Source organism: Frankia sp. CcI49, from assembly GCF_001983215.1.
Classification (GTDB): domain Bacteria; phylum Actinomycetota; class Actinomycetes; order Frankiales; family Frankiaceae; genus Parafrankia; species Parafrankia irregularis.
The window spans coordinates 165717-191953 of record NZ_MOWP01000011.1 but is presented as its reverse complement, the minus strand read 5'-3'; the positions used below and the strand labels follow the sequence as shown (position 1 = coordinate 191953).

28 protein-coding genes and 1 pseudogene are annotated in these 26237 nt (G+C 68.6%); 16 read left to right on the top strand and 13 right to left on the bottom strand.

Going from position 1 to position 26237, the window contains the following annotated elements:
* Window positions 1–534: 534 nt before the first annotated feature.
* The 3 genes from CcI49_RS42030 to CcI49_RS11395 form a co-directional block, all read right to left on the bottom strand.
* Window positions 535–771: a hypothetical protein gene (locus CcI49_RS42030; protein WP_158230749.1), complete on the bottom strand. Its 237-nt coding sequence runs from the start codon at window positions 769–771 to the stop codon at window positions 535–537.
* 173 nt (window positions 772–944) lie between these two features.
* Window positions 945–1532 (bottom strand): HhH-GPD-type base excision DNA repair protein, encoded by a 588-nt coding sequence (locus CcI49_RS11400; protein ID WP_054568414.1) that lies wholly within the window; start codon window positions 1530–1532, stop codon window positions 945–947.
* A gap of 46 nt (window positions 1533–1578) precedes the next feature.
* Entirely contained in the window at window positions 1579–1905 is a 327-nt protein-coding gene (locus tag CcI49_RS11395) for an NYN domain-containing protein (protein WP_054568618.1), read from the bottom strand.
* 926 nt (window positions 1906–2831) lie between these two features.
* Between CcI49_RS11395 and CcI49_RS11390 the strand changes: the two genes are divergently transcribed.
* Window positions 2832–3251 carry a nuclear transport factor 2 family protein gene (locus tag CcI49_RS11390; protein ID WP_054568415.1) on the top strand — a complete coding sequence of 140 codons (420 nt, stop codon included), beginning with the start codon at window positions 2832–2834 and terminating at the stop codon, window positions 3249–3251.
* 180 nt (window positions 3252–3431) lie between these two features.
* Here CcI49_RS11390 and CcI49_RS11385 read toward each other — a convergent pair whose 3' ends face one another.
* From CcI49_RS11385 to CcI49_RS44425, 3 genes and pseudogenes are all read right to left on the bottom strand, one after another.
* Entirely contained in the window at window positions 3432–3815 is a 384-nt protein-coding gene (locus tag CcI49_RS11385) for a hypothetical protein (protein WP_054568416.1), read from the bottom strand.
* Window positions 3812–4042, bottom strand: a complete 231-nt coding sequence (locus CcI49_RS11380) for a hypothetical protein (RefSeq protein WP_054568417.1) — start codon at window positions 4040–4042, stop codon at window positions 3812–3814. Before CcI49_RS11380 ends, CcI49_RS11385 begins: the two co-directional genes overlap by 4 nt.
* A 190-nt stretch (window positions 4043–4232) precedes the next feature.
* Window positions 4233–4325: pseudogene (locus CcI49_RS44425) on the bottom strand (Fe-S cluster assembly protein HesB); the annotation flags it as partial.
* Between the two features lie 136 nt (window positions 4326–4461).
* Here CcI49_RS44425 and CcI49_RS11370 point away from each other — a divergent pair.
* The 4 genes from CcI49_RS11370 to CcI49_RS11355 all read left to right on the top strand — a co-directional run bounded on the left by CcI49_RS11370 (window position 4462) and on the right by CcI49_RS11355 (window position 8901).
* On the top strand, window positions 4462–5442 hold the full coding sequence (locus tag CcI49_RS11370; protein WP_076826225.1) for a GlxA family transcriptional regulator: 981 nt from the start codon (window positions 4462–4464) through the stop codon (window positions 5440–5442).
* A complete protein-coding gene (locus CcI49_RS11365; RefSeq protein ID WP_054568420.1) occupies window positions 5442–6077 on the top strand; it encodes a DJ-1/PfpI family protein in 636 nt (211 codons plus the stop codon). Before CcI49_RS11370 ends, CcI49_RS11365 begins: the two co-directional genes overlap by 1 nt.
* 187 nt (window positions 6078–6264) lie before the next feature.
* On the top strand, window positions 6265–6903 hold the full coding sequence (locus tag CcI49_RS11360) for a DUF2867 domain-containing protein (protein WP_054568421.1): 639 nt from the start codon (window positions 6265–6267) through the stop codon (window positions 6901–6903).
* Window positions 6904–7338: 435 nt separating this feature from the next.
* A complete protein-coding gene (locus tag CcI49_RS11355) occupies window positions 7339–8901 on the top strand; it encodes an FAD-dependent monooxygenase (protein ID WP_054568422.1) in 1563 nt (520 codons plus the stop codon).
* Between the two features lie 49 nt (window positions 8902–8950).
* Here the strand turns inward: CcI49_RS11355 and CcI49_RS11350 are convergent, their stop codons facing one another.
* Window positions 8951–10816: a penicillin-binding transpeptidase domain-containing protein gene (locus tag CcI49_RS11350; protein ID WP_076826223.1), complete on the bottom strand. Its 1866-nt coding sequence runs from the start codon at window positions 10814–10816 to the stop codon at window positions 8951–8953.
* A 54-nt stretch (window positions 10817–10870) separates the two neighbouring features.
* Here CcI49_RS11350 and CcI49_RS43220 point away from each other — a divergent pair, with 54 nt between their 5' ends.
* A complete protein-coding gene (locus CcI49_RS43220; RefSeq protein ID WP_241840005.1) occupies window positions 10871–11182 on the top strand; it encodes a hypothetical protein in 312 nt (103 codons plus the stop codon).
* On the opposite strand, the gene CcI49_RS11340 is transcribed toward CcI49_RS43220, so the two are convergent.
* A complete protein-coding gene (locus CcI49_RS11340; RefSeq protein ID WP_158230748.1) occupies window positions 11145–12491 on the bottom strand; it encodes an MFS transporter in 1347 nt (448 codons plus the stop codon). The two genes, CcI49_RS43220 and CcI49_RS11340, sit on opposite strands and share 38 nt — an antisense overlap.
* 138 nt (window positions 12492–12629) lie before the next feature.
* On the opposite strand from CcI49_RS11340, the gene CcI49_RS11335 reads away from it, so the two are divergent.
* The 3 genes from CcI49_RS11335 to CcI49_RS11325 all read left to right on the top strand — a co-directional run bounded on the left by CcI49_RS11335 (window position 12630) and on the right by CcI49_RS11325 (window position 14115).
* Window positions 12630–13085: a MerR family transcriptional regulator gene (locus tag CcI49_RS11335; RefSeq protein ID WP_158230747.1), complete on the top strand. Its 456-nt coding sequence runs from the start codon at window positions 12630–12632 to the stop codon at window positions 13083–13085.
* Between the two features lie 121 nt (window positions 13086–13206).
* Complete coding sequence (locus CcI49_RS11330) at window positions 13207–13830, top strand: hypothetical protein (RefSeq protein WP_076826218.1); 624 nt, start codon at window positions 13207–13209, stop codon at window positions 13828–13830.
* Between the two features lie 24 nt (window positions 13831–13854).
* Window positions 13855–14115, top strand: coding sequence for a hypothetical protein (locus CcI49_RS11325; protein ID WP_198955502.1), 261 nt, complete (start codon window positions 13855–13857; stop codon window positions 14113–14115).
* Between the two features lie 10 nt (window positions 14116–14125).
* Here the strand turns inward: CcI49_RS11325 and CcI49_RS11320 are convergent, their stop codons facing one another.
* Window positions 14126–14905: an ABC transporter permease gene (locus CcI49_RS11320; protein ID WP_076826216.1), complete on the bottom strand. Its 780-nt coding sequence runs from the start codon at window positions 14903–14905 to the stop codon at window positions 14126–14128.
* Window positions 14902–15891: an ATP-binding cassette domain-containing protein gene (locus CcI49_RS11315; RefSeq protein ID WP_076826214.1), complete on the bottom strand. Its 990-nt coding sequence runs from the start codon at window positions 15889–15891 to the stop codon at window positions 14902–14904. The genes CcI49_RS11320 and CcI49_RS11315 overlap by 4 nt, the downstream gene beginning before the upstream one ends.
* Window positions 15892–15958: 67 nt before the next feature.
* Here CcI49_RS11315 and CcI49_RS11310 point away from each other — a divergent pair, with 67 nt between their 5' ends.
* Entirely contained in the window at window positions 15959–16885 is a 927-nt protein-coding gene (locus CcI49_RS11310; RefSeq protein ID WP_076826211.1) for a TetR/AcrR family transcriptional regulator, read from the top strand.
* Window positions 16886–17026: 141 nt separating this feature from the next.
* Window positions 17027–18481, top strand: coding sequence for a rifampin monooxygenase (gene rox / locus CcI49_RS11305; protein ID WP_076826286.1), 1455 nt, complete (start codon window positions 17027–17029; stop codon window positions 18479–18481).
* 61 nt (window positions 18482–18542) lie between these two features.
* On the opposite strand, the gene CcI49_RS11300 is transcribed toward rox, so the two are convergent.
* Window positions 18543–18980: a MarR family transcriptional regulator gene (locus CcI49_RS11300; protein WP_054568432.1), complete on the bottom strand. Its 438-nt coding sequence runs from the start codon at window positions 18978–18980 to the stop codon at window positions 18543–18545.
* A 96-nt stretch (window positions 18981–19076) separates the two neighbouring features.
* Here CcI49_RS11300 and CcI49_RS11295 point away from each other — a divergent pair, with 96 nt between their 5' ends.
* Together CcI49_RS11295 and CcI49_RS11290 are read left to right on the top strand one after the other, a co-directional pair.
* Window positions 19077–19634, top strand: coding sequence for a hypothetical protein (locus CcI49_RS11295; protein ID WP_054568433.1), 558 nt, complete (start codon window positions 19077–19079; stop codon window positions 19632–19634).
* Window positions 19635–19664: 30 nt separating this feature from the next.
* The gene (locus CcI49_RS11290) at window positions 19665–20360 is read left to right on the top strand and encodes a class I SAM-dependent methyltransferase (protein ID WP_054568434.1); all 696 of its coding nucleotides are present in this window, start codon (window positions 19665–19667) and stop codon (window positions 20358–20360) included.
* A 248-nt stretch (window positions 20361–20608) separates the two neighbouring features.
* Here CcI49_RS11290 and CcI49_RS11285 read toward each other — a convergent pair whose 3' ends face one another.
* The gene (locus CcI49_RS11285) at window positions 20609–21919 is read right to left on the bottom strand and encodes a hypothetical protein (protein WP_131831059.1); all 1311 of its coding nucleotides are present in this window, start codon (window positions 21917–21919) and stop codon (window positions 20609–20611) included.
* A 359-nt stretch (window positions 21920–22278) separates the two neighbouring features.
* Here CcI49_RS11285 and CcI49_RS43215 point away from each other — a divergent pair, with 359 nt between their 5' ends.
* Window positions 22279–22593 carry a winged helix-turn-helix transcriptional regulator gene (locus CcI49_RS43215; RefSeq protein WP_076826207.1) on the top strand — a complete coding sequence of 105 codons (315 nt, stop codon included), beginning with the start codon at window positions 22279–22281 and terminating at the stop codon, window positions 22591–22593.
* 9 nt (window positions 22594–22602) lie between these two features.
* A complete protein-coding gene (locus CcI49_RS11275) occupies window positions 22603–23436 on the top strand; it encodes a PIG-L family deacetylase (RefSeq protein ID WP_076826205.1) in 834 nt (277 codons plus the stop codon).
* 79 nt (window positions 23437–23515) lie between these two features.
* On the opposite strand, the gene CcI49_RS11270 is transcribed toward CcI49_RS11275, so the two are convergent.
* On the bottom strand, window positions 23516–24772 hold the full coding sequence (locus CcI49_RS11270; protein ID WP_241840004.1) for a glycosyltransferase family 4 protein: 1257 nt from the start codon (window positions 24770–24772) through the stop codon (window positions 23516–23518).
* A gap of 610 nt (window positions 24773–25382) precedes the next feature.
* Here CcI49_RS11270 and CcI49_RS42525 point away from each other — a divergent pair.
* On the top strand, window positions 25383–26096 hold the full coding sequence (locus tag CcI49_RS42525) for a hypothetical protein (protein WP_076826202.1): 714 nt from the start codon (window positions 25383–25385) through the stop codon (window positions 26094–26096).
* Window positions 26097–26237: the final 141 nt, after the last annotated feature.

Here is a 26237-nt window from a genome sequence, read left to right as displayed (position 1 = left end):
TGGAATTGGTGAACGGCCCCGCTCGCTGACGGTCTCCACCCTCTCCCCTTCTCGCGTTACCTTGATTTGTGGATTCAAAATGTTCCATGGGCGAATCCCTTGTAATTGGCGAAGCTGTATGGCTTGAAGCCGTATGGCTTTCTGTGGCCATACCCGGGTAGCGGCCGATATCACCTCGGTCGGACGTACCCGTATGCACGCCGCCTACATTCGACCGCAGCATATCAGGATGGACCGCCTGCTACTGGACATATTCCCTCGGGCTTGACGCTGCCGGTTCAGGCGACATGAAAGTGGGGTATCAGCCTATGTATGGCTCGGCTCGGTTCTCAAAGTAATGATCGACGCGAAGTCGTATCGAAGGGTGCATGTCGTATGAGCCCAGCTCGTTCACGGGTACGAATCGGACCTGTGACGACTCGCTGCTCGTTCGGGTTTCGCCTCCGATCATCTTCGTCCGGAAGAGAATCGAGAACTGCTGTCCCCGAAGGCAAACAGCATCGTGCCCGCTGTGAGCGCGATTGTCCCTGACGATCAGGGATGGCGGTAGTGCTCCTTCAGCCGTCCCGCGGCATCCTTCAGCCGGACAGTTCCGAGCCACGGGAGCGCGTACGTCGCCAGAACGTAGCGGTACCGGCTCGGACCACGGCTCTTCTCGCGTCGCCTGCGACCATCCGGCGAGAGCGCCGCCGGAATGCTGATCTGGTAGGACCAGCGCTTGTGCTGCTTATCGCAATAGGCGTCGCCTGTTACGCGACCTTCCGCCAACATCTACTCCCGTGACAATGTGCTGCATTCAACATGAAGAACGCGCACGCGAGGACAAGGATTCCCCGATGTCACGAGAATGAGAACAATTTTAAATGCTCCCGTGACACCGAATTTGGTGCCGGAACTGGTGCCACGGGGAGAGCTGCTGACGGCTAGACGACGGGTTTATGCTGCTACATCTGGGTTCCCACCTGGCTAGCCCTAGTCTGCGCTTTCATCTGCTTCTTGAAGTCCCGGACCTTGAGCAGGGTGTCGGGGCCGGTGATGTCGGCGACCGAGCGGAAGCTGCCGTCGTCGCCGTAGGGAGTGGAGACCTCGCGCCAGCCTGGCGGGGTGACGTCGAGTTGCTTGCCCAGCAACGCCACGAAGATCTTCGCCTTCTGAGCGCCGAAGCCGGGCAGGGCACCGACCCGCTTGAAGAGCTCCTTGCCGTCGGCCGCGGTGGTCCAGATCGAGGCTGGGTCGCCCCCGTACTGGTCGACGATCACCTGGCAGACCGCCTGCACCCGCTTCGCCATCGAGCCCGGGAAGCGGTGCAGCGCCGGCGGCGTCGCGAAGACCGAACCGAGCGCGTCCGGATCAAAGGCCGCCAGTTCGCCGACGTCGAGCGGCCGCCCGAGCCGCCTGGTCAACTCGTATGGCGCGGCGAACGCACGCTCCAGCGGGAACTGCTGGTCCAGCACCATCCCGATCAGCAGTGCCAGCGGGTCGTTCGTCAGCAGCTCGTCCGCCTCGGCGATCTGGCTCAGGTGCAGTCCCACGCCCTCACCGTAGCCGACCGCGTTGGCCGGCTGCCGCGGCCGGCGGTCAGATCACGGTGTAGTCGGTGTGGTCCCGGCAGGCTGCGTAGTCGTCGGCGTCCAGGTAGTGGCACCACGGAAGCTGTGAGTCGGGAAAGCGGAGCCGGCTCGTGCCCTTCCAGCTCGCGACCTCCACATGAGCACCGAGATCACGGACAGTCTCCAGCGCAGGGACAAGGTCCGTGTCGCGGCTGAACAGGATGCCCACGTCGTACGCACCCTCGCAGGCAAGACGCACATAATCGACCGCGAGAGCGACGTCGATGCCCTTCTCCTGCGCGGGTTCTGAAGGCCACGCCTTCGGGTAGCGGAGCTGCCGACGGACAACGACCACCCGAGGATCACGGACCCAGCGGTCGGCCTGCCGGTCGCTGCCCTCGCGGCCTCCGGCTGGTGATCAGGGCTGGGACGGCCGCGGTAGACACGGACGGCCGCAAGCTCACCACCGAGCCGTCGCCCGCCGACGATCCGCTGCGCCACGCGCGATCCACATGTCCACGCTGGCCAGGCGTGCCGGAAGGCAGGAATCTGCTGCGCGCTGAGAGGTGAACGTTCTGATAGTCGACGAAGACAGCGACTCGCGGGAGCATGACGTAGCCGATCTAGAAAAAAGCCCCGCCAGTCCCGGAGGACGGCGGGGAGAAAGTGACTGACACGCTACCGACGCAGAGTCCTGGGCGTCAAACGCTGACACCGTCACCCGCCGTGGTCTTTCGCTCCGCCCCTGCGGGCCCGAAGATCGAATTCGGACGCCACATGGTCAAGTGAGTACGGATTGCCCCGTCCCACTCCATCTTTCCGAAACCCGCTGGTCCAGCACCATCCCGATCAGCAGCGCCAACGGGYCGTTCGTCAGCAGCCCGTCCGCCTCGTCGATCTGGCTCAGGTGAAGTCCCACGCCAGTCACGGTGGCCTTACCGGTCAAGCTGCCACACCCTCAGGTGGTCGAACCGGCGGGTGCACCGGCATCGAACCGGCTGACGGTCGCGCTCCGGCAAGCCGGGGGCCAGTGGGCCGACGGACAGTGAAGCGATCAAGGGTAAATGGCCACCTGTCGCAATGGTTGACCGGTACGCCACCAACAGTCGGGATATTTGGCCAGTCTGCGGGATCGCCGGAAGGCGCCGACAGCAGGCCGACGAGGGAGTTGACCTCAAGCGGAGTTGAACTCCTAGCCTGACCGTCGCGGGGCCAGGCGGTCTTGTCGGCTCCGCAGCTCATCAACGACGGCCGTTCGGCGCAGGAGCGTGAAGGAGCACCGTGCCTCATCTCAGCGACATCACCGATCGAGCGGAACTTGCCGCCCTGGTCAGTCAGCTTGGGCGCTGGCTGGACACCGGCGACGACAAGGAGGGGCGCGCGATCTTCCACGAGGACGCCGTCATCCACAGCGCTCGCGGCGGCGCCACGGGAATCGACGACATACTCGAGTATTCGCGGCGCACCCGCGACGACAACGAAAATTCTCAGCATCTGATCACCGACGTGCTCGTCGAGCTTGACGGGGACCGCGCCACCATGACGGCGAACGAGCTTGTCGCGTACTTCCCGTCGGGACAGCTCCTCCCCCCGCTCTTGAGGCTTGTTGGCCTGCGTTTCGCGTTCCAGGCGCTCCGCACCCAAGACAGGTGGCGGCTCACCCGCGCTGAGGTCACGCCGCTCTGGCGGCAGGAGACATGACCGCGCTCCCGAGCGTCCACCTGGCCGGGTTCACGGCCTCCGACGTCCGCGGGCAGGGGATGGCCGGGAGAAAGTGACTGTCGCTCCCGCGTCGTCGATCTGGCTCAGATGCAGTCCCACGGCACGTCGAACAGCAGTATCCCGATCGGCTTCACCGGGCCATCCTGCCCGGTGAAGTTACTAGCAGGGCACCACCACCACTGGTATGCCACCCGCCTGAACGAGGCGGGTGATGTCCTTGGGATCGCTGGTCAGGATGCGGTCGCCCGGACGGGCGAGCAGGGTGACCGTCGCGTCAACCACATCGGACGTACGGGCTCGACCAAGGAGCACACCGGCGTCGCGGCCGGTCCGCTCATCGACGGCGCACACCTCCACCGCGCGGAGCAGGCGGGCCAGCGCGGCCTGCCGCCCGGAGTGATCCCGCCAGACCTGGGCAACCACGACAGCGTTGCTCCGTAGCCCGATGTCGTGCTGCTGCGCGACCCGGAGCCGGGCAACCATCTCCCGATCGCCGCGCTCGACAGCCAGCAGTGCGCCCGCGTCGAGAACGAGGGCACTCACGCTGCCGACGGATCCGCGCGTAGGCCCAGCTCGCGTTCGGCCCGCGCCAGTTCCTCTGGTGTCAACGCCGGGTTTGCCGTCTCCCACGAATCGAGGAACTCGGCGAGGGCATCGGCTCGAAGCTTCGCCGCAGCGGCGACCGCGAGCCAGGCCGACAGTCCGACGCCGGCCCGACGGGCTGCGTCCCGAACCGCATCGCCCAGTTCGCCATCGAACGAGACACTCATCTTGTCAACCTTCACCGCCCCAGAATACCGGAGTAGCAACTACCACGGTATGTCGTCTCGGTGTGGCTCGTCCACCGTGTTCTCCGGGCGGGATCCTGATCATTCCCCGACGCGATCGGCAATCGCAGGGTCCCGGCCCCGCGCGAAAAACCCCAGTTCAGCGGCCTGTGCCGCTTCACCTTTCCGAACATTGCCGGTCCAGCGCCATTCCGATCAGCAGCGCCAGCCGATCGTTCGTCAGCAGCTCGTCGACCTCGTCGATCTGACTCAGATGCAGTTCCACGGCACATCCGTAGCCGGGTAGGACCGAAGCCCGGCGCCGCGCGCCGCGGCCCTGCCCGCGATGGCGGGACGCGATGGCGGGAAAGGTGGGAACCGCGTCCTTGCCGCCATACTCGCGCCCTGCCAGCCTGATCCGCATGAGGCCGCGCAGCGTGGTCATCGTGCTTTACGACGACGTCCAGAGCCTGGACGTGACCGGCCCGCTGGAGGTGTTCGCCGGGGCGGACGCCGCCACGGAACGGCCAGGTGCGTACCGGATCACGACCGCCGGGCCTGGTGGCCGCCCGGTGCGCACATGCAGTGGGCTGCGGCTGCTGCCCGACGCCGACATCGACCACGTCGGACCAGCTCACACACTGCTGGTGCCCGGCGGGCCGGGCACGGCCGCCCCCGACCCGGAGCTGGTGCGCCGCATCGGCGAGCTGGCGGCCGAGGCCGATCGTGTGGTCTCCGTCTGCACCGGGGCCTTCCTGCTCGCCGAGGCCGGCCTGCTGGCCGGACGTCGCGCCACAACGCACTGGGCGCATTGCGGTGCGCTCGCTCGGCGCTTTCCCGACATCCAGGTCGACGCCGAGCCGATCTACGTCCGAGACGGGAACATCGCCACCTCGGCCGGCGTCACCGCAGGTATCGACCTGGCGTTGGCGCTGGTCGAAGAAGACCTCGGGCGGGACGTCGCGCTGCTGATAGCCCGACACCTGGTGATGTTCCTGCGCAGGCCGGGTGGGCAGGCACAGCTCAGCGCGCAGCTCGCTGCTCAGCTCGCCGAACGGCCGCAGCTGCGCGAGGTCCAGCACTGGATCGACGAGCACCCCGAAGGCGATCTTTCCATCAATTCTCTCGCCCGCCGCGTGACGCTGTCACCCCGTCACTTCACCCGCGCCTTCGCCGCTGAGGTCGGAGTGACGCCAGGGCGGTACGTGGACGGGGTCCGGCTGGAGACGGCCCGCCGACGGCTGGAGGACACCGACGAGGGAATCGAACAGATCGCCCGGTCGTGCGGATACGGCACCGCTGAGGCGATGCGGCGCGCGTTCGTTCGGGTCCTGGGTGTGCCGCCGATGGAATACCGCCGCCAGTTCCGACCTCATCCAAATCCAACCTCCGGAGGGTACTGATGCAGATCGCGATCATGCTGTATGACCGCTTCACCGGCCTGGACGCCGTCGGCCCGTACGAGATCCTCTCCCGCATTCCCGGGGCCGAGGTGATCTTCACAGCCGCCCGGCCCGGCCCGGTCCGGGCCGACACGGCCAGCCTGGCGGTCGTCGCCGATGCCGCGCTCTCCGAGGTAACCGCCCCCGACGTACTCCTGGTGCCAGGTGGTCCCGGAGCCGCCGACCTCCTGGCTGACCAGCCGACCCTCGACTGGCTGCGCGGCGTCGACGCGGCGGCCACCTGGACGACCTCGGTCTGCTCCGGCTCGCTCCTCCTGGCCGCCGCAGGCCTGCTCACCGGTCGCCGCGCCACCTCACACTGGATCTGCCTTGATCACCTAACGACGTTCGGTGCCATCGCCACCGCCGAACGGGTCGTCATCGACGGGAAGTACGCCACCGCGGCCGGCGTCTCGGCCGGTATCGATCTCGCCCTGCACCTGACCGGACGCATGATGGGCGACGACATCGCCGAATCCATCCAGCTCGTTGTCGAATACGATCCCCAACCGCCGTATGCGGCCGGATCGATCGCCACCGCGCCCGCGGCTCGAGTCGCCGCCCTGCGCGCGAGCGGCCTCGCCGTCGGCGCCTGATCTGTACAGGTCGCTTCACTGCCGCTGTTCACCGACACCACTGTTCACCGACACGGCCAACGTTCCACCTGCACGGCAGCGGACGTCCCGTCGGGCGCGAGGTGGAGGAGAAATACTGTTTCTCGCGGCCCGCGCCGTCGCGGACGTGCTCGGGCTTCCCGCGCCCCCAAGGACCCGGAGGACGAGAATGACAAAGACGAGGACGAAAAGGAAGCTCCCGGAGACCGCGCACACATCCCGGCCCTGGCGAATTCACGACATCACGCCTGACTTCCGCATCGAGGACGTCTGGGCCCTGCCCACACCGGGCACCGCGCAGGACTTCCCGAGGCTGGTGCGGCTGATCGCCGAGGGCGACACGGGGGACAACCCGTCATGGGTCGCCCGGCTGCTGTTCAGGATCCGCTGGCGCCTCGGAGCCTGGCTCGGCTGGGACGATCCCGCCTCGGACATCGCCACCCGGGTGCCGACGCTGTGCGAGCGCCTACCAGCCGACCTGCGCGACGCACCAGCCGGACCCGCGTTCGCGACCCTCCCGTTCCGGTCAGTCTTTCTGACGGACAACGAGTGGGCCGCGGAGATAGTCAACCGCACGGTTCACGGAGTACTGCACATCGGCTGGATCCCGGACGACGACGCCGGCCGTCAGCCGGCTGGCCACCGAGGCCAGATGACCGTGCTGGTGAAACCGAACGGCCTGTTCGGACGGGTCTACATGGCAGCGATCACGCCGTTTCGCCTGCTGATCGTCTACCCGCCGCTGCTGCGAGGCATCGGAAAGGACTGGCACGAGAGCACCCCCCGCAACCCGCCCACCGACGCCTGAAGGACCCTCTCCACTCCATCTTTCCGATACTGACTGGTCCAGCGCCCATTCCGATCAGCAGGGCTCATCGACCTTGTCGACGTCTCCTGGGACCRCTGGGCCGATGTCTCCACCCGACCATCGCCGGCAGAGTTCCCGCGGGGCGGAGCCAGGTCGAAGGCATGCATCGCCCGGAGACCATCCAGGGGATCGCCTGCTCTTCACCCCACGCGAGGGTTGACCGTCCGCAGCTGGACGTCGAGGAACAGCATATCAGCTATTCCTTCCATTTCTAAGATATAGCACAGCGGGGGGCTTGCGGCAAGACCCCGTTCATGCCGCAGAATCCGTGGCCGAGGCAGGAACCCACGGAATGAGGAGCCGCGAAATGTGTGCGTTGTTGTCAATGGCCGGATCGAACGGGAACGCGGCGAAATACTGCGTGGGGAGCAACTCATGACGGACGCCGAGGTGATCATCGTGGGTGCCGGTCCGACCGGCCTGATGCTGGCCGCCGAGCTACGCCTGGCCGGAGTCCGGCCGCTGGTACTGGAGCGGCAGCCGCTACCGCAGGAGACGCCGAAGGCGAACGGTTTCAGCGGGCAGGTCCTGGAGCTGATGCGCTACCGGGGCCTGCTGGAACGGGTCGAAGCGGCCAGCGTCGGTCCGATCCACACGGCTCCTCGGATCCAGTTCGGCGGTGTGCACCTGGACCTCTCACACCTGGCGGTTTCCCCGATCTGGGGCGTGCATCTCCCGCAACCGCGACTCGAACGCCTGCTCGACGAGCACGCTCGCGGACTCGACGCTGAGATCCGCCGCGGCCACGAGGTCGTGGGGATCAGCCAGGAGGAGGCCACAGTGACCGCGGACGTGCGCGGCCCCCAGGGGCTGTACCGGACGAGCGCCCGGTACCTGGTGGGCTGCGACGGCCCGCGTAGCCAGGTGCGCGACCTCGCCGGCATCGACTTCGCCGGCACGACCTATCCAGAGGTCAACCGGCTGGGCCAGGTCACTCTGCCCGATTCCGTGACGCGTCTCGACAACGGCGACCTCGACCTCCCCGGATTCGGCCGGGTCCGTGCGGCCTCCTTCACCCGGACAGACCGCGGCGTGTTCGGATTCGGGTGGCTCACCCCAGAGATGCTGCTCGTCCAGACGACCGAGGACGAACCCGCCGACGTCGACGGGGACGCACCCATGACCCTGGCCGAGTTCCAGGACAGCATCCGCCGGGTGCTCGGCGTGGACCTTCCCGTCAAAGAAGTGATCCGGCTGTCACGCTACGGATTCGAGGCCCGGCAGGCCGAAAGATACCGCGACAGACGTTTCCTGCTGGCCGGCGACGCGGCTCACCAGTTTCCCGCCACGGGCATCGGCATCAATGTCGGCATGCTCGACGCGGTCAACCTCGCCTGGAAGCTGGCCGCCGACATCCACGGCTGGGCACCGGCCGGCCTGCTGGACACCTACCACGGCGAGCGCCACTTCGCCGGCGCCCGCGCCATGTACCAGACCCAGGCACAGGTGGCACTGCGCCGAGGCCAGGACCCAGCCGCCGACGCCCTCCGGGACCTCTTCCTGGAACTGTGCGCCGACGAACAGCCCCTGCGCCGCATCGCAGCCATGATCGCCGGCTCGGACGTCCGCCACCCGCTGCCCAACCCCGATCAGCACGCCCTGACCGGCACCTTCGCGCCCAACCTCACCCTCTACACCGACCAGGGCACCACCAGCGTCGCGGACCTCACGCCCACTGCACGGCCCCTCCTCCTCGACCTCGCCGACCGCCCCGAACTCCGCGCAGCTGCCCAGGGCTGGCAGCACCGCATCGATATCCACGCCGCCAAAACCGATCACCGACCCGCCGACGCGCTGCTCATCCGCCCGGACGCCCACATCGCCTGGGCCGCATCCATCGCCGAGCCCACCGACACAGCCGCACTCACGCTGCGAGACGCTCTCTCCCGCTGGTTCGGCGCCCCTGCGACAACGCTCCCGGCCGCTCAGATCTCCTGATCGGTCACCGACACCGCGTGGTCACCCGCCTCGCCTGCTTGCTCAGTACCTAAAAGCTGGACAGGAAGTGCAGAACTTCCGGGGCGGCGAACTGGGCGCCGTATCCGGCGTTGAGGACGAGGCAGGCGACGGCGACGTCCCGGGCTGGGTCGAAGGCCACGAACCAGCTGTTGGGCTGTTCCTGGTTGTCGACGTCCGAGGTCCCTGTCTTGGCGTGGACGGTCGGRCCGAAACCGAGCCCGGCGGCCGTGCCCTCGGCGACCACCTCGCGCATCATGGTTTTCAGCTGCGAGTCGACGCCGGCGGGCAGGGGTGTCGCGGCGATCTGCGAGGCTCCGGGCAGCAGGATGGGCTGCTTGAAGGTCCCGTCCGCGACGGTGGCCGCCACTGAGGCCATCGCGAGCGGAGACGCGGTGAGGTGGCCCTGGCCGAACATGTTCTGGGCCAGTTCGGAGCCGCTGGCGGTCGCCGGCTGGTTGTAGTAGGTCGCGGGCCGGCCGAGACCGATGTCCCAGGGTTGGTTGAGGCCGAAGTACTCCTTGGCGACCGAGGCGAGGCGGCCGTTGCTCTCCTGCTGCCACCACTGGCTGAACGCGTTGTTGCAGGACTGGGCGAAGTTGCGGGAGAAAGGCGTCGACGCCGGCTGGGACTCGCCCTTGTCGTTGTGGTAGCTGATGCCCTGCACCGTGTAGACGGCTGGGCAGGCGACCGGGGTGTTCGCGGTGACGACCCCGTGGCTGATCAGCGCCGCCGCAGAGATGATCTTTTCGGTCGAGCCTGGTGCCACCGCCGCGGTGAGCGCGAAGTCGTTGTAGCCGGCGTTGTTGGCGATGGCCAGGATGTGGCCGGTCGACGGCTGGATGGCGACAAGGGAACTGTCCGGATGCTCCGCGACGGCACCGCGCGCGGCCTGCTCCGCCCCGGCGCTGATGGTGGTGGCCAGAGTGCCGGCCACCGGCGCGGAGATCACTGTCTGGGTGCCCCTGACCGGTGTACCGGCGGCGGACTGGATCTCGACGGCGAGTCCCGGTTGCCCCAGGTCCTCGGGTGGGCTGGACTTCAGGATTCCCGCGATCGTGTTCAGGCCCGCGTCCTGATATGAGGTGAGGCTGTTGCCGCTGGAGTCGACGACGGACGTGGCCGTCGGAGCCAGCGGGACGGCGGCGGGGTGTGTGGCAGCGGTGAGGTTCGGCGCGAGGGCGTCAGGTGCCCACGCGATGGACCACGCAGGCGAGTCCGGCTTCTGGTAGGCGACCAGCGACGAGTGGTAGCTCCAGGTACCGCTGATCATCCCGGTGCCTGCCGGGGCTGCGACCAGGGCGTTCACCGCGAAGGCGACCTTGACCCGCGGCGTCGGCGTGGCCTCGGACGTCGCGTTTCCGGCCAGCCTGGTGGCGCCGGCGGACGAGCCGCTCAATGTCCTGAGATGGAGGCCCTCGCGGTAGGCGGCGAAGGCCTCCTCGGCGGCCTGCGGGCTGTCGGTGTAGCTGGCTGCCTGCTCGAGCCTGCCGGCCGCCCACGCACTCAGGAACGCGGTGGTGATCTGCTCACCGTCCTGCTCAGGGGAGGCCCCCGTCGGCACGAACCCGACGACGGGATGGCTCTTCCTGCCTGGCGCGACCACGTCCACGATGGTCGCGGTGACGCCGACCGCGAGGACCGCGGCCACGGTCGTCACGAGCGCGACGAACTTCCACGGCCTTCGGCGCCCGTGGCGCCCGTGGCGCCCGGCCGGGCCAGCTGCCTCCTCCCGCCCACGCCCTGTGTTCGAGGGGGGACGGTCCTGCCACTCGTTCGCCGTGTCGTACTCCGCCGCCGTGTCGTACTCCGCGTCCGAGTGGGCCGAGTTCTCCGACTCGTATCCCGTGTCTGCCCCTGAAAGGTCTTCGACCGGATCCGAAGTCCACGGGTCCATGCTGCGCAACGTTACGGGTAGCGATACATACCGTCAAAGGCCGACACGAGCCCGATGTGCCTGACCTGGCACCGCGGGGGGCGTGCCGCCGGGAAGGGCGGCGCTCAGCCGGCGGCGGCCAGGTCGGTCGTGCGGGCGACGTCGTGGACTACCTGGCGCAGGGCGTCGAAGGCCGGTGGGGGCGGCGCGATCGTCGCCGCCCTCGACGCGCCGGCCGCGCCGGCCGCGCCGGCCGCGCCGCTGCATCTTGCCCTGGGCACGGATGCGGTCGAGTCGATTCGGGCCGCCCAGGACCGGCGCCGGGCCGACCTCGACTCCTGGGAAGCCGTCAGCCACTCGACCGATGTCGACGCGGCGCCCGCCTGACCGGCCGGCCGCTGCCCGTGCGGTAGCCGGCCATGCGGGCCTCCGCGGGGTCCTGTTTCTGCTGGCGGAAACCTGGGAGCGCCTGCACAAGCGCCATTGTGCCGGCCAGGCAGAGGACACCACCGAGGACAACCGACCCGGTGGCGCCGACGACGCCCGCCACCGCACCGGATTCGAGATCACCCAGCCGCGGTCCGCCCGTGACCACGGCGATCTGCAAACCTGCGAGGCGACCGCGCAGGACCGCAGGCGCGGACAGCTGGACAATGGTGCCGCGCAGAACGGCGGACACCACATCAGCACAGCCTGCGATCGCCAGCAGGAGCAGTGCGGCGGGAAGCAGCCGAACGAGACCGAACCCGGTGATTGCCAGCCCCCACGCGAGAACGGCGAGGATAACGGCGCGCCCCTGGCGTTCGATCCGGCCAACCCATCCGCTCGACAGCGCACCCGCCAGAGCACCCAGTCCTGGCGCGGCGTAAAGCAGCCCGAGGGTCGTGGCGCCGCCACCGAAAACGCCGGTGGCCAGCGCGGGAAACAGCGCGCGAGGCAGGCCGAACACGGTGGCGTTCAGATCGATGAGAAAGACTCCCTGAAGGTCCTCGCGGCCACGGACGAAACGCAGCCCCTCCGCAATCGAGCGAAACCCTGGCGGACGGCTGCCACTCGCGGGTTTCTGCGGGGTGATCAGGAGAGTGGCCACCGCCGCGACAAGGAAGGTCGCCGCGTCGATCAGGAAAACTGCGCCAGGCCCCGCCGTGGCCAGCAGCAGGCCCGCCCCAGCCGGCCCCACCACCAGTCCGAACTGGAAGACGGCCTGCAGCAAGGCGTTGGCGGCAGCCACCTCCGTGCGGTGCACCACGGCGGGCAGCACCGCACTCAGCGCCGCGTCCTCACTCGTGCCCAGGCCGCCGATCAGCGCCGGGCCGACGAACAGCGGCCACAGCGCCGGCCCGGCCCAGGCATTGACAGCGAGACCGATGCTGATTAGCGCCATCAGAAGTTCCAGGCCGACCAGAAGCCGTCGACGGTCCACGCTGTCGACCACCGACCCGCCGAGCAACGATCCCGCGAGCAGTGGCCCGAGCACTGCCAGCGAGACCAGGCCGACGTCCAGCGAGGAATGGGCCAGTTGGTAGACCTGGTAGGGAACTGCCACCGCAGTCAGCTGGCTTCCCACGACCGACGCCGTCTGCCCGATGACCAGCGCTCGAAGGTCGGACGAGCCGCGAAACGGTGTCAGGTCGACCATGAGACGCCGTGCCAGCCCGGACTGGCGCGGGCGCGGCTCCTGGGGGGTCGGATCCATGCGCTCGTCACGTCCTTTCGCCCGCACCGTCGACAACGGCATCGGTAGGACCCGGACCGCGTGCGACGATGGCAGCTGTTGATCCTGTCGGTTCAAGCCGGCTTGAACGCAAGACCACGCAGGCGCAGGAGTTCGACCGTGAGTAGAGCAACCTTGCATCCGACGGGCGCTCCCCAGCCGGACCTGATCCCCATCGACGCGGTGGCTCGCCTGCTCGGGATACGGGCGTCAACCATCCGCTACTACGAGGAAAGAAAGCTGATCGCGCCCCGATCTCGCCATGCCGGCCGGCGCTGGTACGGGCCAGGCGAGATCCGCCAACTCGCGATCATTCGCTACTGGCAACGGTCCGGCCTGCTGAGCCTCGAGGAAATCGGCGACATTCTCGCCGGCCCGGCAGCCACCCGCGACTGGTCCCAGCTTGTCGCAGGCCGCATCGATCAGCTACGCACACAGGCCGAGAAGCTGCTCGGTGCCAGCGAACTGCTGGAACATATCCTGTCCCACCACAGCGATGCCCCGCCCGATGGTTGTCGCCATTTCGAGGCCCTCGTCCTCGGCGAGGCCGCGCCTGACCCGCCGACGAGGCAGTAAAGGTCAGGCGGGCCAAGCGGACGCACTACGGCCGTGACGTCGCGGAGAACAACTCCGGTCTCGTGATGACGCGTCCCCGGGTCAGGGCCGAAGGGCGGCGGCGACTCCGGCGGAGTCCTGGATGTCCTGGAGCCTGGTCACGAGGCCGTCCGAGCCGAACGTCCAGATGTGGACGAGGTCCTCGGCGAACGATCGGCCCGTCGAGCGGGTCGTCAACGCCCGCCTCGACATCCTGGCGTGGAACCGGCTCGCCGCGGCGCTGATCTGTGACTTCGCGGTACTGCCGCCCGAGCACCGCAACGCCGTCTGGTTGCTGTTCGTCGATCCGGCGACCAGACGGCTCTACCTCGACTGGCCGCGAGTCGCCGGCGACGCCGTGGCGATTCTCCGCGTGGCCAGCGCCGCGAACGCCGACCGCGCGACGACCGAGCTGGTCGACAATCTGTCACGGACGAGTTCGGAGTTCCGCGCGTTCTGGGCCCAGCACGAGGTCCACGCAAAGGCGCACGGCATCAAGGCGTTCCGCCACCCAGTCGTCGGCCCACTGACGCTGCGCTTCGAGACGCTCGGACTCTCCGGCGACCAGCAGAACATGATCACGTATCTGCCCGCCGACGCCGAGTCCGCCGCGACATTGCGCCTGCTGGCGGCCTGGGAGGAAGGGCGCCCGGCTCACGACAACGCGTATACCTCCGATACCGGCTCGTCAATCGATACGCTGATGCGCTCACCGACATCCTGCTAGCACCCTGACCTGGCAACCCAACGCGTGCGCGTCCGAAAGGGAGAGGCATGGCCGAGGTGCCAGACCAGCTGGTGCCGGTACGAGCTGTGGCGTGACGGCCGCCTGGTGCAGGCCGAGCTGGAGCCGTTCACCCTCCAGATCTGGGACCTCGACGAGTTCGACGATCTCCTCCAGGAGGCTGGCCTCACCACGGTCGCCGTGCATGCCGACTACAAGGTGGGCCAGTCCCCCACCGCGGGCACCGGGGTCTGGACCTTCGAGGCAACCAACCGCGCAGGTCGATGACGGCTGGGCGTCACGCCGCGGTGCGGTGGCGGAACAGCCAGGACGCGCAGGCGTAGGAGACTACGAGGATGCCCAGGCAGTAGGCGATCGCGACCCACGCCTCGTGGCCGAGCTCCACGCCGGTCGAGGTCTGCCCCATCCACAGCCCGCGCATCGTCTCGATGATCGGCGTGAACGGCTGGTGCTCCGCGAAGCCGCGAAGCACGGCCGGCATTGTGCCGGCTGGGACGAAAGCCGTGCTGACATACGGGATGAACATCAGCACGAAGGTGAACGAGTTCGCCGCCTCGGGCCCGCCGGCGAGCAGACCGACCGCGGCGGCCAGCCACGACAGCGCGAAGACAAAGAAAATGATCATCGCGACGGCCGCGAGCCATCTCAGCCCGGACGTGGTGGGGCGCCAGCCGATCCCGAGCCCGACCCCGATCACCAGAGCGGTCGCGATCAGGTTCCGGGCCAGGCTGGCCACGATCTGGCCGATGAGGATTGACGGCCCACTGATCGGCATCGAACGGAACCGGTCCACGATGCCGTTGGTCATGTCGGTGGCCAGGGACACCGCCGTCGTCCCCGCCCCGAACCCGGCGCACAGCACAATCAGGCCGGGTACGACGTAGTCGACGTACCTGCCGCCGGTGTTCAGCGCACCGCCGAACACATAGACGAACAACAGCATCAGCACGATCGGCAGCATCAGGGCGGTGAAGAACGCCTCCGGGTCGCGCAGCGACCGCCGCAGGCAGCGAGCGACCATGATTCGCGAGTCGGTCACGGCGTAGGCGAGGCTCATCGAACGATCTCCGATCGGGGCTGCGGCGCGGACGGCGCACCGTCGGCGGTCAGGGACATGAAGACGTCATCGAGGCTCGGGCGATGGGTGGACACCCGGGCCGCGGGGGCCCCGATGGCGGCGATGCCGCCGAGCAACGCGTGGACCTGGGCCGCCGAGCCGTCCGTGACGACGTCGATGACGCGCAGCGCCTCGTCCGCGCGGGCCACCTCCGCGCGGGCCCCTTCCGAGTGGGTCGATTCCAGGTGGCCGAGCGCGACGCGGTAGTCAGCCGGGTCGGCGAAGTGCAGTCGGGCGACCTCCGCGCCCAGGCTCGACTTGAGCTCTTCCGGGGTGCCCTGGGCCACGATCCGGCCGGCGGTGAGCAGGGCGACCGTGTCGGCGAGCCGGTCGGCCTCCTCGAGGTACTGGGTGGTGAGCAGGATGGTGACGCCCTCGTCGACCAGGCGGCGGACCGTCTCCCAGAGCTGCTCGCGGCTGCGGGGGTCGAGCCCGGTCGTCGGCTCGTCGAGGAACGCCAGGACGGGCCGCCTGACCATGCCTGCCGCCAGGTCGAGGCGCCGGCGCATCCCGCCGGAGTATGTCTTCACCCGGCGGTCTTGGGCGTCGACCAGGTCGAACTCCGCCAGCAGCTCGTCGACCCGGGGCCGGACCTCGCGCCTCGGCAGGTGGCGCAGCCGCGCCATCATCTCGAGGTTCTCCCGGCCGGTCAGCAGATCGTCGATCGCGGCGTACTGACCGGTCAGGCTGATCGCGCTCTTGACTCCGATCGGGTCGCGGAGCAGATCACAGCCGGCGATCACGGCCGTTCCCGCGTCGGGGGCGACGAGGGTGGCCAGGATCCGCACCATCGTCGTCTTGCCGGCCCCGTTCGGACCGAGAAGCGCGAAGACGGAACCCTGCTCGATGGCCAGGTCGACGCCGTCGAGCACGACCCGGCCGCCATAGGACTTGCGGATCCCGTCCGCAGCTACTGTGTATGGCATACACAGAAGGTATGCGTGATACACAGTTCACGTCAAGTCGTATCCTCGCGATCGAGGAGGGAGGCCGATGGCCAGCGAGAAGTCACCGCCGCTACCGCCGGGCCTCGACCTGCTCTGGGGCCGCCGCGAACGTGGTCAGCGCGGGCCGCGACCGGGGCTATCGGTAGACGCGATCGTGGCGACGGCGACCCGGATCGCCGACGCCGAGGGCCTGGCCGCGGTGTCGATGGCCCGCGTCGCGAAGCAGCTCGGCTACACGACGATGTCGCTGTACCGGCACGTGGCCACCAAGGACGAACTGCTCCAGATGATGTGGAACGCCAGCGCGCTGGGCGCCGAAGGCCTCGTCCTGGAGGGCGACGATTGGCGGAGCCGACTGCGGGCCTGGGCGATCGTCCAGCGCCAGATGATCGACCGCCATCCCTGGATCACCCAGATGCCGATGGCCGCGCCCCCGGTCGCGCCGAACTCGCTGACCTTCGTCGAAAAGGGGTTGGAGACCCTCGACGACACCGGCCTGTCCGACACCGACAAGCTCCGCGTGATCGGCCTGCTCAGCTCGTACACGCTCAGCGAGGCCCGAATGGCCCACGACGCCGCCCGGGCGGCCGTCGCACCCGGCGCTGGGGCTGGAGCTGCGGCTGCGGCCGGCGCTGGAGCTGGAGCTGGGGCTGCGGCTGGGCCTGGTGCCGGGGCCGACGCGGCGGCGGGGTCGGACAGGGGCGGCCCGCCGCCTGTCTGGGGCTTCGAGGCGTTGCTGCGCGAGCTCGTCGACGCGCAGACCTATCCGCGGCTGCACCGCATCGCCTGGGCGGGCGAGATCGGCGGCGACCCGGCGGGTTTCGAGGAGACCGAGGAGTTCCTCTTCGGCGTGGACCGGATCCTCGACGGCATCGCCGCTCTCATCGACCGAACCCACGACAACCGGCCCCATCGGACATCCGGTGGCACGGGGACGCCCGGCGCCCAACACTCCGACGGCCCGACGCCCTGACGATCCGGTGCGGGTGTCAGATCGACACGGATAGTCCCATCCCACTCGTTCTTTCCGATACTCGCCGGTCGAGCACCATCCCGATCAGCAGCGCCAGCGGGTCATTCGCCAACAGGGAGTCGGCACACGGTGGGGGTGTACATGTTTGATGTGATCATCGTCGGCGGCGGGCCGACCGGAATGATGCTGGCGAGCGAACTGCGCCTGCAGGGCGTCAAGGTGCTCGTGCTGGAGAAGGATGCCGAGCCACCGCCGTTCGTCCGGTCGCTCGGCCTGCACGCGCGCAGTATCGAGGTGCTGGACCAGCGGGGGCTGTTGGAGCGGTTCCTCGAGAACGGCACGCAGTACCCGATGATTCCCGGCGGCGTCCGGGGATTCTTCGCGGGCATCGAAAAGCCCGCTCCCACCGGACTGGACACCGCACACGGATACGTGCTCGGCATTCCGCAGACGCGCACCGACCGGCTGCTCGCCGAGCACGCGGCCGAAGTCGGAGCCGAGATCCGGCGCGGGTGTTCAGTGGTCGGGCTGGAGCAGGACGACGACGGCGTGGCCGTCCACCTTGAAAAGGGGACTGCAATGCCGTTGCGGGCACGGTTTGCCGTCGGCTGCGACGGCGGGCGCAGCACGGTTCGGAAACTGCTCGGGGTCGGGTTCCCCGGCGAGCCGTCGAGAATCGACACGCTGCTGGGCGAGATGGAGGTGACAGCGTCCCCGGATGACATCGCCGCAGTGATGACCGAGGTGCGCAGGACCGAGAAGCGGTTCGGGATCGGGCCGTCGGGCAAGCCGGGGGTGTTCCGCGCGGTCGTGCCGGCGCAGGGCGTGGCCGAAGACCGTTCGGTGCCGCCGACGTTCGAGGAGTTCAGGCAACAGCTGCGCAGGTACGCCGGCACCGACTTCGGCGTGCACTCCCCCCGCTCGCTGTCGCGCTTCGGCGACGCGACCCGCCAGGCCGAGCGCTACCGGGTCGGACGGGTGTTTCTGGCCGGGGACGCCGCGCACATCCACCCGCCGATGGGTGGGCAGGGGCTCAATCTCGGGATCCAGGACTCGTTCAATCTGGGTTGGAAGCTGGCGGCGGAAATCAATGGATGGGCGGCGGACGACCTGCTCGACAGCTACGAGTCCGAGCGGCACCCGGTGGCCGCCGACGTGCTGAACAACACCCGTGCACAGATGCAGCTGACGATCAACGAACCCGGGCCGCAGGCGGTTCGGCGGTTGGTGGCGCAGCTGATGGACTTCGACGACGTCAACCGTTTCCTGATCGAGAAGATCACGGCTATCAGCATCCGATACGACTTTGGTGCGGGCCACGCCCTGCTCGGGCGGCGACTGCGCGACGTCCAGCTCAGGCATGGGCGCCTGTTCGAGCTGATGCGCACCGGCAGCGGGCTGCTGCTCGATCAGACGGGGCGGCTTTCGGTGGGCGGCTGGGCCGACCGGGTCGACCACGTCGTCGACATCAGCGAAGAGCTGGACGTGCCGGCGGTGCTGCTTCGGCCGGACGGGCACGTCGCGTGGGTCGGCGAGGATCAGCGGATGCTCGGGGTCGCGCTGGCCAGGTGGTTCGGCGCCGACGCGGGTTCCTAGCAGAATCCCGAGCGACTTCACCGGGCCATCCCACCCGGCGAAGTCGCTCGCGGGCTCCCGCTCAGGGCTGGGCGAGGCGGGTGACGAAGTCGGCCACGATCGCCAGCTCGGCGTCGTCGTAGCGGCCGAGCAGCCCCATCAGACCGGCACCCTTGGAACCGTAGAACGCACCCATGTCCGTGGCGATCCGCTCCTCGACGCGGGACACGATGACCTTCCGCCGGTCCTCGGTGGAACGCTCCCGGCGGACGTAGCCGGCACGCTCGAGGCGGTCGAGCACTCCGGTGACCGTGCCGGTCCGCAGGCCGCTCAGGTCGGCCAAGCGCCCTGGCGTCAGCGGTCCGTGCACCTCGAGGAGGGTCAGGAACTGCGTGTCGCTCGGGCCGAGCCCGATCTTCTCCGCCACCTCGTGGCTGTAGAGGACCGCCCCCGCGATCATGCGGACGACCGCGGCGAGGACGTCGGCCTCCATCCGGGCGCGGCCATCGTCGTTCGACAAACTCTCTCGCCCCTCCTAGTATCTCGTTTAACCGAGATACTCGTTCAACCGAGATGCTCGGCCAGCGACCACTGCCTTCACCCTAGGGGGTCCACGATGGCAAACCTCACCGTCGACGCGGTCAACGCGGTCGACGCACCGGTCCGCGTCCAGGCGTTCGAGGCCACCGTGCGCAGGCTTGGCCACTGGACCACCGCCCGGATCTTCGAGGTCCGCGCCCGCCGGGGCGGCGCCCTGCTCGACCTGCGCTCCCCCGGCATCCCGGCCGGTGATGTCGAGGTCCGGGTCGATCTGGACCGCTCGGTGCTCAAGCTGCTGGTGCCCGACGACGCCCTCGTCGACCAGTGGGGTCTGCGTTTCACCCATCGAGGCCGGGTCAAGGACGCCTGTGGCCGCGGCGCGCTCGCCGGGCGGACGATCCGCCTCACCGGCCGGGTCGACCGGGGAGAGATCCGGGTCCGCCGAAGCGGAGCCGCCGTCCTGTCAGCGATGTTCACCCGCGAGTTCCTGGCCGATGCGCGGGCCTCGCGGCGAGCCGGGCACCAGCCGACGGTCGCCGATCCCGCCGCCAGCTTCTCCACCGCCGCCACAGCCACCGCCTCCACCACTTCCACCAACACCACCGACACCGCCAACACCGACCCGCGCCGGTAACTCAGGCCGACCGATACAGGAGACGACCTGATGAAGGACAGCCGACGGGAGAGATTCGGCGGGCTGACCATGGAGGGCCCGATTGCGCGCTGGTACACGCGCCTGCGCGGGACCGGGCCCCAGCGTGACGCCTACCGGAAGCAGGCCGCCGCGCTCACCGAAGGCCTGGTCGACGGTGCGGCCGTTCTGGAGCTCGCCCCCGGGCCCGGCTTCCTGGCCATCGAGATCGCGCGCCTGGGCCGGTACTCGGTGAGCGCGCTCGACATCAGCCGGACGTTCGTGGGCATCGTCACCGAGCAGGCCGCCGCGGCGGGTGTCCGCGTCGACGTCCGGCACGGCGACGCGGCCGAGATACCCTTCCCGGCGGACAGCTTCGACCTGATCGTCTGCCAGGCCGCGTTCAAGAACTTCACCCGCCCCGGGAAGGCGCTCGACGAGATCCACCGCGTCCTGCGCCCCGACGGCACKGCGGTCATCGAGGACATGAACCATCTGGCCACGGCGACCGACATCAACCGCGAGGTGGCGTCGATGCGCCTGAACCGGATCAGCGGGGCCATGACGAGACGGACGCTGCGCGGGCTGCGGCGCCGCGCCTACACGCCGGACCGGTTCGAGGAGCTGGCCACGGCCAGCGTGTTCGGCGGCGCGACGATCCGCGCCGAGGGCATCAGCCTCGAGGTAGTCCTGCGTAAGGCCGATGCCAGCCGGTCACTTCCGGCATAGCCCGGGTCCGGATCGCCGGACGGAGTCCGCGCCGACACGGCCCGCGTGCCGCCGAGCCCGGCTGCGGACACTCGCGCGCCGCCAGCCGGGCGCAAGCCTGCCCGCGGAGGCACCCCTTGCGTCCGCGGGCAGTTCGCGTCTCCCTGATCGTGATTCGCCGACGTCTCATCCAGGCGAAGCTGGGTACTCGCTCGTTCGCCCTGTTCCGATCCGCCAGCGAGGAGATCATCTGGCGCGGTGGCTCGATGTCACCGAGTACCCAGGAAGGTGAAGTTGCCCATCGGGACGGTCAGCGGCCGACCCAGGATGTGGTCTTCGACGCGACCCACCAGGTTCGCGGCGTCAAGATGCCGATCATGGCTCTTCGAGATGATCCAGCCCTGCCGCACGTCGATCGCGGAACCTTCGGGAAGGAGCCCGTTATCAGGGGTCTTATAGCGGATGTTCAGCGTACCGGCGAAGTTCGGCGGCAGCTCCGTTTCAACCTTCACGACCTGATACTCCGCCGTGATCTCAACGAATCCACTGGAGGCCGGGCTGATCAGACCGCTGTCGGACGACTCCAGCGACAGGCGAGTACCGACCGGCAACCGAGTGCAGTGGGCTTCGAACACGAACCGCTCAGGCCGCGAGTCCTGATTGTAGAACTTGAGTGTCTCGTGACTCGAGACCGTCTTGTCCACATTGTGCCAGCCCGCGGCACCGTTATACTGAATCCATTCAGCGGACGACCAGTTGCCCGTCTGCTCGAGCGGGCTGTTCGCGAAGAACTCACTGCCGACCACAGTGATCAGGCAGTAGTGACCGGAACCCGGCGGCTCGAAAGCGAAAGCGGAGCTGGCGGCGACACGAGTACCCGGCTCAGCCTTCGTCCCTCCGTCCGCGGTCTTCATCTCGGAGGTGCCACTCGTGCCGTCGTAGGTGAACATCTGAACCCAGGTCGAGGGCGGCGGCGTGAAACCGGCATCGCTGTAGTACATTCTCAGGATCGGCTTCGCGATGGGTACCAAGAAATTCTGACTCTGAGCCCGACCATAGGTGTAGTTCTTGTACCCGACCTCGGGTGTCCACACGAAAGTGTCCCACCGCTTGATGATCTCTTTCACCGACAAATCGACCTGGCCGTTTATGACCACGTCCGGGCTGGCGGTGAGTGAGCCAGCCTTCGGAATACTGGTGTCGTCGCTCAGGTTGGCCCGGACGAACAAGCCACGCCATTTCTGAAAGGCGCGCCGCGCCGCCGCGTCGCAGTCCGGCTGGCTCACACCAGTAGCGGCCCTCAGATCAGTGGCCAGTTTTGAAATGTCAAACCGCGTGCCCGCCCAGTACGTGTCGGCGTAGATCGCTCCGATGGCCGTGGCCACCGGCACGATGTCGCCGGGCGGGGGTGCTTCGATCCAGACCTCCCGGATCGCGGCAGCGCTGCCGTAACCGTCGTCGAAACACGACAGTGCCGCGTTCCAGGTTTTCTGATCGGGGTTCGCCTGTAGCATTTCGCGCTCCCCGCCGGGAGTGGGGCGCGGTGCGTCGAATCTGTTTCGCGTACCCATCGTGGTCATTGATCATTCCTATCGAACGAAGGTATCAGATCTGTTGTCGTGTACCGGGAGCTCTACCCTGATCTCCAGATGAAGACTCGGCACGCGGTACCGTCGGGGGTAACCATAGATAATCCAACCCACTTCGACGACCCGACCATGTCGCGGCGCCTGCCGAGACTTCCTGCACTTCGGCCACCAAACCAACGACGTAGGATCCCAGGATCCCACGCGTCACTGACTGACCGATTGACTGGAAACCTAGCCGGCGTCGAGCGCCACGCCAACCCGGTCGGGGTGCGGACGATTTCGGTTGATTCACCGTCCGAACCGGACACCCGACTCCCCGCGAATTTGACACACTGGCCATAATCACCTGAGTGTCCGGAATTCGACACGATCAATTTCCGACACCGCCAGCATGCTTCGCTCGGATCCGTCGCCTGATACCCGACACGACCGGGAAGATGCCAACTCAACGGATGCGGGAGTTGGAACGCGTCGGGATCGCCGAACCCACGCCTCCGCACGTGGAGTACAGGCTCTCCGAGTCGGGCCGCTCCCTCCTGCGGTGGGCGTTCGTCCGGGTCCGCCTGCCCCTCCGCAACCACCCGCACCACCGGACCCACCCGGAACGCCATAGCACCTCCGGCCCGGTGCGTCGGCTCCCGCTGACGGGCGAAAGCCGCGGGTAGGGTGACGCCGTGGCGGATGCGGCGACCTTTCTGGGCCGGGACGAGTTGCTGCTGCCGTTCCGTCGCGGCTTCCGGTGGGCCTGGGCACGCCGCGGTGTGGATCTCACGGCCCGGATGGCCCGGACATCGGCCCTGGTCGTCGCCCCGCATCCCGATGACGAGACGCTCGGCTGCGGGGTGTCGATCCTGCGCAAGCGGGACGCCGGCAGGCCGGTGCACATAGCCATGGTGAGTGACGGCGCGGCGGCGCCTCGCTCGGGTGTCAGCTCGGCGGAGCTCGCGGCGATCAGGCGGGAGGAGGCCCGCCGGGCCGGCGGGCGGCTCGGCGTCGACGCGGAGCAGCTGCACTTCCTGGATTTTCCCGACGGCGGAGTCTCCGACCGGGTCGACGAGGTGAGCGCGCGGCTCGCCGAGCTTCTGGAGGCATGCCAGCCGGAGCAGATGCTCATCCCGGTTTCCTGCGAGGGGCACCCCGACCACAACGCCAGCGGCGCGGCCGCTCGCCGGGCCGCTGCCACGACCGGCTACACCGGTCAGGTTCTGGAGTACGGGGTGTGGCTGTGGACCCACTGGCCCTGGACCCGGGGCTATGGCACCGAGGGCTGGTCACCGCGGCGGGTGTTCGGCGACCCCGTTGACCGGGTTCGCGAGGTCAGGCCACTGCTGGTCGACGCTCGCGGCTACCGGGAGCGCCAGCTCGCCGCGCTCGCCGAGCACGTCAGCCAGACGACGCCGGACGAGGCAGGTAACGCCCCCACGTTGCCTGCCTCCCTGCTTGCGGCCAGCACCCGCTCCCCCGTCGAGATCTACCTGGAAGTCGGCGCTCTCGACCATCTGGCCTGACCCGCCGGAGACTCGGCGCGGGCGGCGGGCCGTTCACATCTCCGCCGGTGAGCGGACTCATCGCGGGATTGTCACGGGTTTATCGCGAGCTCGTTCCGCGGCGGGTCTCGAAACGGGAGATGGCCTGGCGATAGACCCGCTCGCGGCGCATCGCGACGGCTCGCGGCTCGAAGTCGGCCACCGCCGCGCGGCCGCGGGCACCCACCGTCACGGCGAGTTCCGGATCGACGAGCAGCGGACGCAGCGCCGCGGCCAGTGCCTCGGGGTCGTCCGGCGGCACGACCGCGCCCGCGCCGTGACGTTCCAGATAGGGGGCGATCCCGGTCCGGGCGGTGGCGACGACCGGGCGACCGCTGGCCATCGCCTCGATCGCAGCCATGGACATGCTCTCGAAGCGGCTCGGAACCGCGACGACCCGTGCCCTGCCATAGATCTCGGCCAGGTCGGAGAGCGGGACGTGTCCGGCGAACGTGCACGGTACGTCGAGCTGCTCGGCCCGGCGGGCCAGCCATGCACGGGTCGGGACGCCACCGATCAACCCCGCGGACGTTCCGGCGAGCACGATCTGAGCTTCCAGACCGTCCGCGCGCAGCTTGGCGACGGCGTCGAGCAGGATGTTGACGCCCTTCTCCCGTTCGATGCGCCCGACGACGGCGATGACCGGTTCGGTGTCCCGCGGCGGAGCGACCGAGCGCCAGCAGGTCGCGTCGAAGGGATTCGGGATGATCTCCACCGGCCGGTCCGTGAGCCAGCCGAGCTCCCGCAGCGTGGTGGCCATCAGCTCCGACGGGGCCGTGACGGCGTCGGCCCGGGCCACGACGGCCCGGTCGACGCGATCGGCGACCCGTCCCTTCCAGGACAGCTTCTCGCCCGACAGCCGGGGCGGCAGCATCGTCGGGCAGTGCAGGTGGATCACCAGCGGATGGCGGTGGCCCAGGATGCGGATCAGCCCGCGGCTGTCGCCGTCCTGAGTCTCGATGACGTCGGGCCGCAGACCCAGCCGGCGCAGCCAGAACGCGTAGGACGCGGCGAGGCTCGCGCGCAGGCTGAGCGAGTCCCGAGGGTGGTGACGGCCCGCGATCACCCGGCCGTAGCGGCCCAGCATGCGCGTGACGGGAACGCGCAGTAGCGGACGGCGATGAACCCGCACCCCGTCGTGAATCTCGTCCACGATCCGGTGTCCCTGCGCGCACAGAACATGCACCTCGTGGCCGAGCGCGGCAAGCGCCCCCGCAATTACAGCGGTGTAGATGCCGGCGCCGTCCCATACGATCGGCGGGTACTGTTCACACAGAAACAAGACCTTCAGGCTACCGCCGGTCACAGGCACCGTCACCGTCAACACCCCCATTACACGTGAGAATTCCGTGTATATCAGACGGCTTTCGGCGAGTCGGACAACAGTGCCGGTACCCTTACGAGAGAGTCGAGTCGAAAAGCGCGTTTCCGCATCCACACAAACCCGTCGGGTAGCCATCCGCCCGGGATTTCCATGAAAAAAGGATCACCTGGCACGGTCGCTGAATGGACTTCCTGGGGCCGGTCCCCGCTCGCGTCTGGCCGACGCCTCGACCGCGCCACCGTCAGCTTTGGCGATCCGACTCCATCGGCTGGGCGCGCCAGCACCCGCTGCTGGTGGCACCACCGGCCTCGCCGGCTCTGAGCAGGCACTTCTGCAGCTCGGCACCCGCCCGTCCCACAGCTCGCCGAGGTCGCCGGGTCGACCGCGTGCATCCCGGCGGTCCACCGGATAAGGATGGACAGGCGCCGCCGGAACGAAAGGGGACTCAGACGACCTCCCTCTGCGCGGTCCAGGCCGAATGCTGTGGGCCGGAATCACTCATGGAAAGCCGACGGCACCGCGCGGCGCGCGCTGTCAACGACCACGCGCGCACCGCGGCTCTGCCCGAGCCGGGTGGGACCCGACCGACCGGACAGAGGAGAGCGTGAATCTAAGCCTCGGCGTCTTCGATATCTTCGCCTACTCCGTTCCCGGCTCGCTGTACCTGGTGCTGCTGCTGTACGTCCTGGACCGGGCGTCGTGGATCGATCTCGGGCAGGTCGGCGACCTCAACTCCACCGTGCTGATCGCGGGCGGGATCATCGCCAGCTACCTGCTCGGCCATCTGACATACGCCCCGCGCCGGTTCCTGGGGCGGCGGATGCCGCAGTGGCTGGGCCAGGGGCGCGATGCTCGCGCGGAGTTTCTCGACCGCTTTCCCGCCGCCCGGTCGATGGCGTTCGTCCGGGTCGACCAGGCGCTCGTCTTCGCGGCCATCGAGGTCAAAGCGCCCGACTCGGCGGTGGAAATAAGCCGGCTGCGAGCCAGCGGAATAGCGCTGCGCAACGCCGGGATCGCGATGCTCCTGTCAGCGGGCGTCGCCGTGGTCGAGCTGGTTGCCAGTCACGAACGGGGTTTGGCGGCGTTCGCCGTGGCGGCTTTCCTCGCGGGATTCGTCGGCGCGACGCGGGCCGGGCATGAACTGTCCCGCTGGGCTGCCCTCAAAACTCTCGAAGTGGCGTTCTGGCTGCCCGGCATCGAAGCCGAGCTGGCCACGAGATCGCCGGCCCCTCCGCAACCACCCGCGCCACCCGCACCACCAGCCCCGCCCGCACCACCGACCCCGCCCGCACCACCGACCCCGCCCGGAACGCCCTAGCGCCTCCGGCCCGATGCCGCTGCCTGGCTCCGGGCGGCATCGCCACCAGGCTCATCAAGTCGACGTTGGCCGGATGCGTCCGATCACGGTTCCAGGTTCGCGGCTGCCCTGATGCCGGTGCCCGGCAGGCCGGTATCGCGG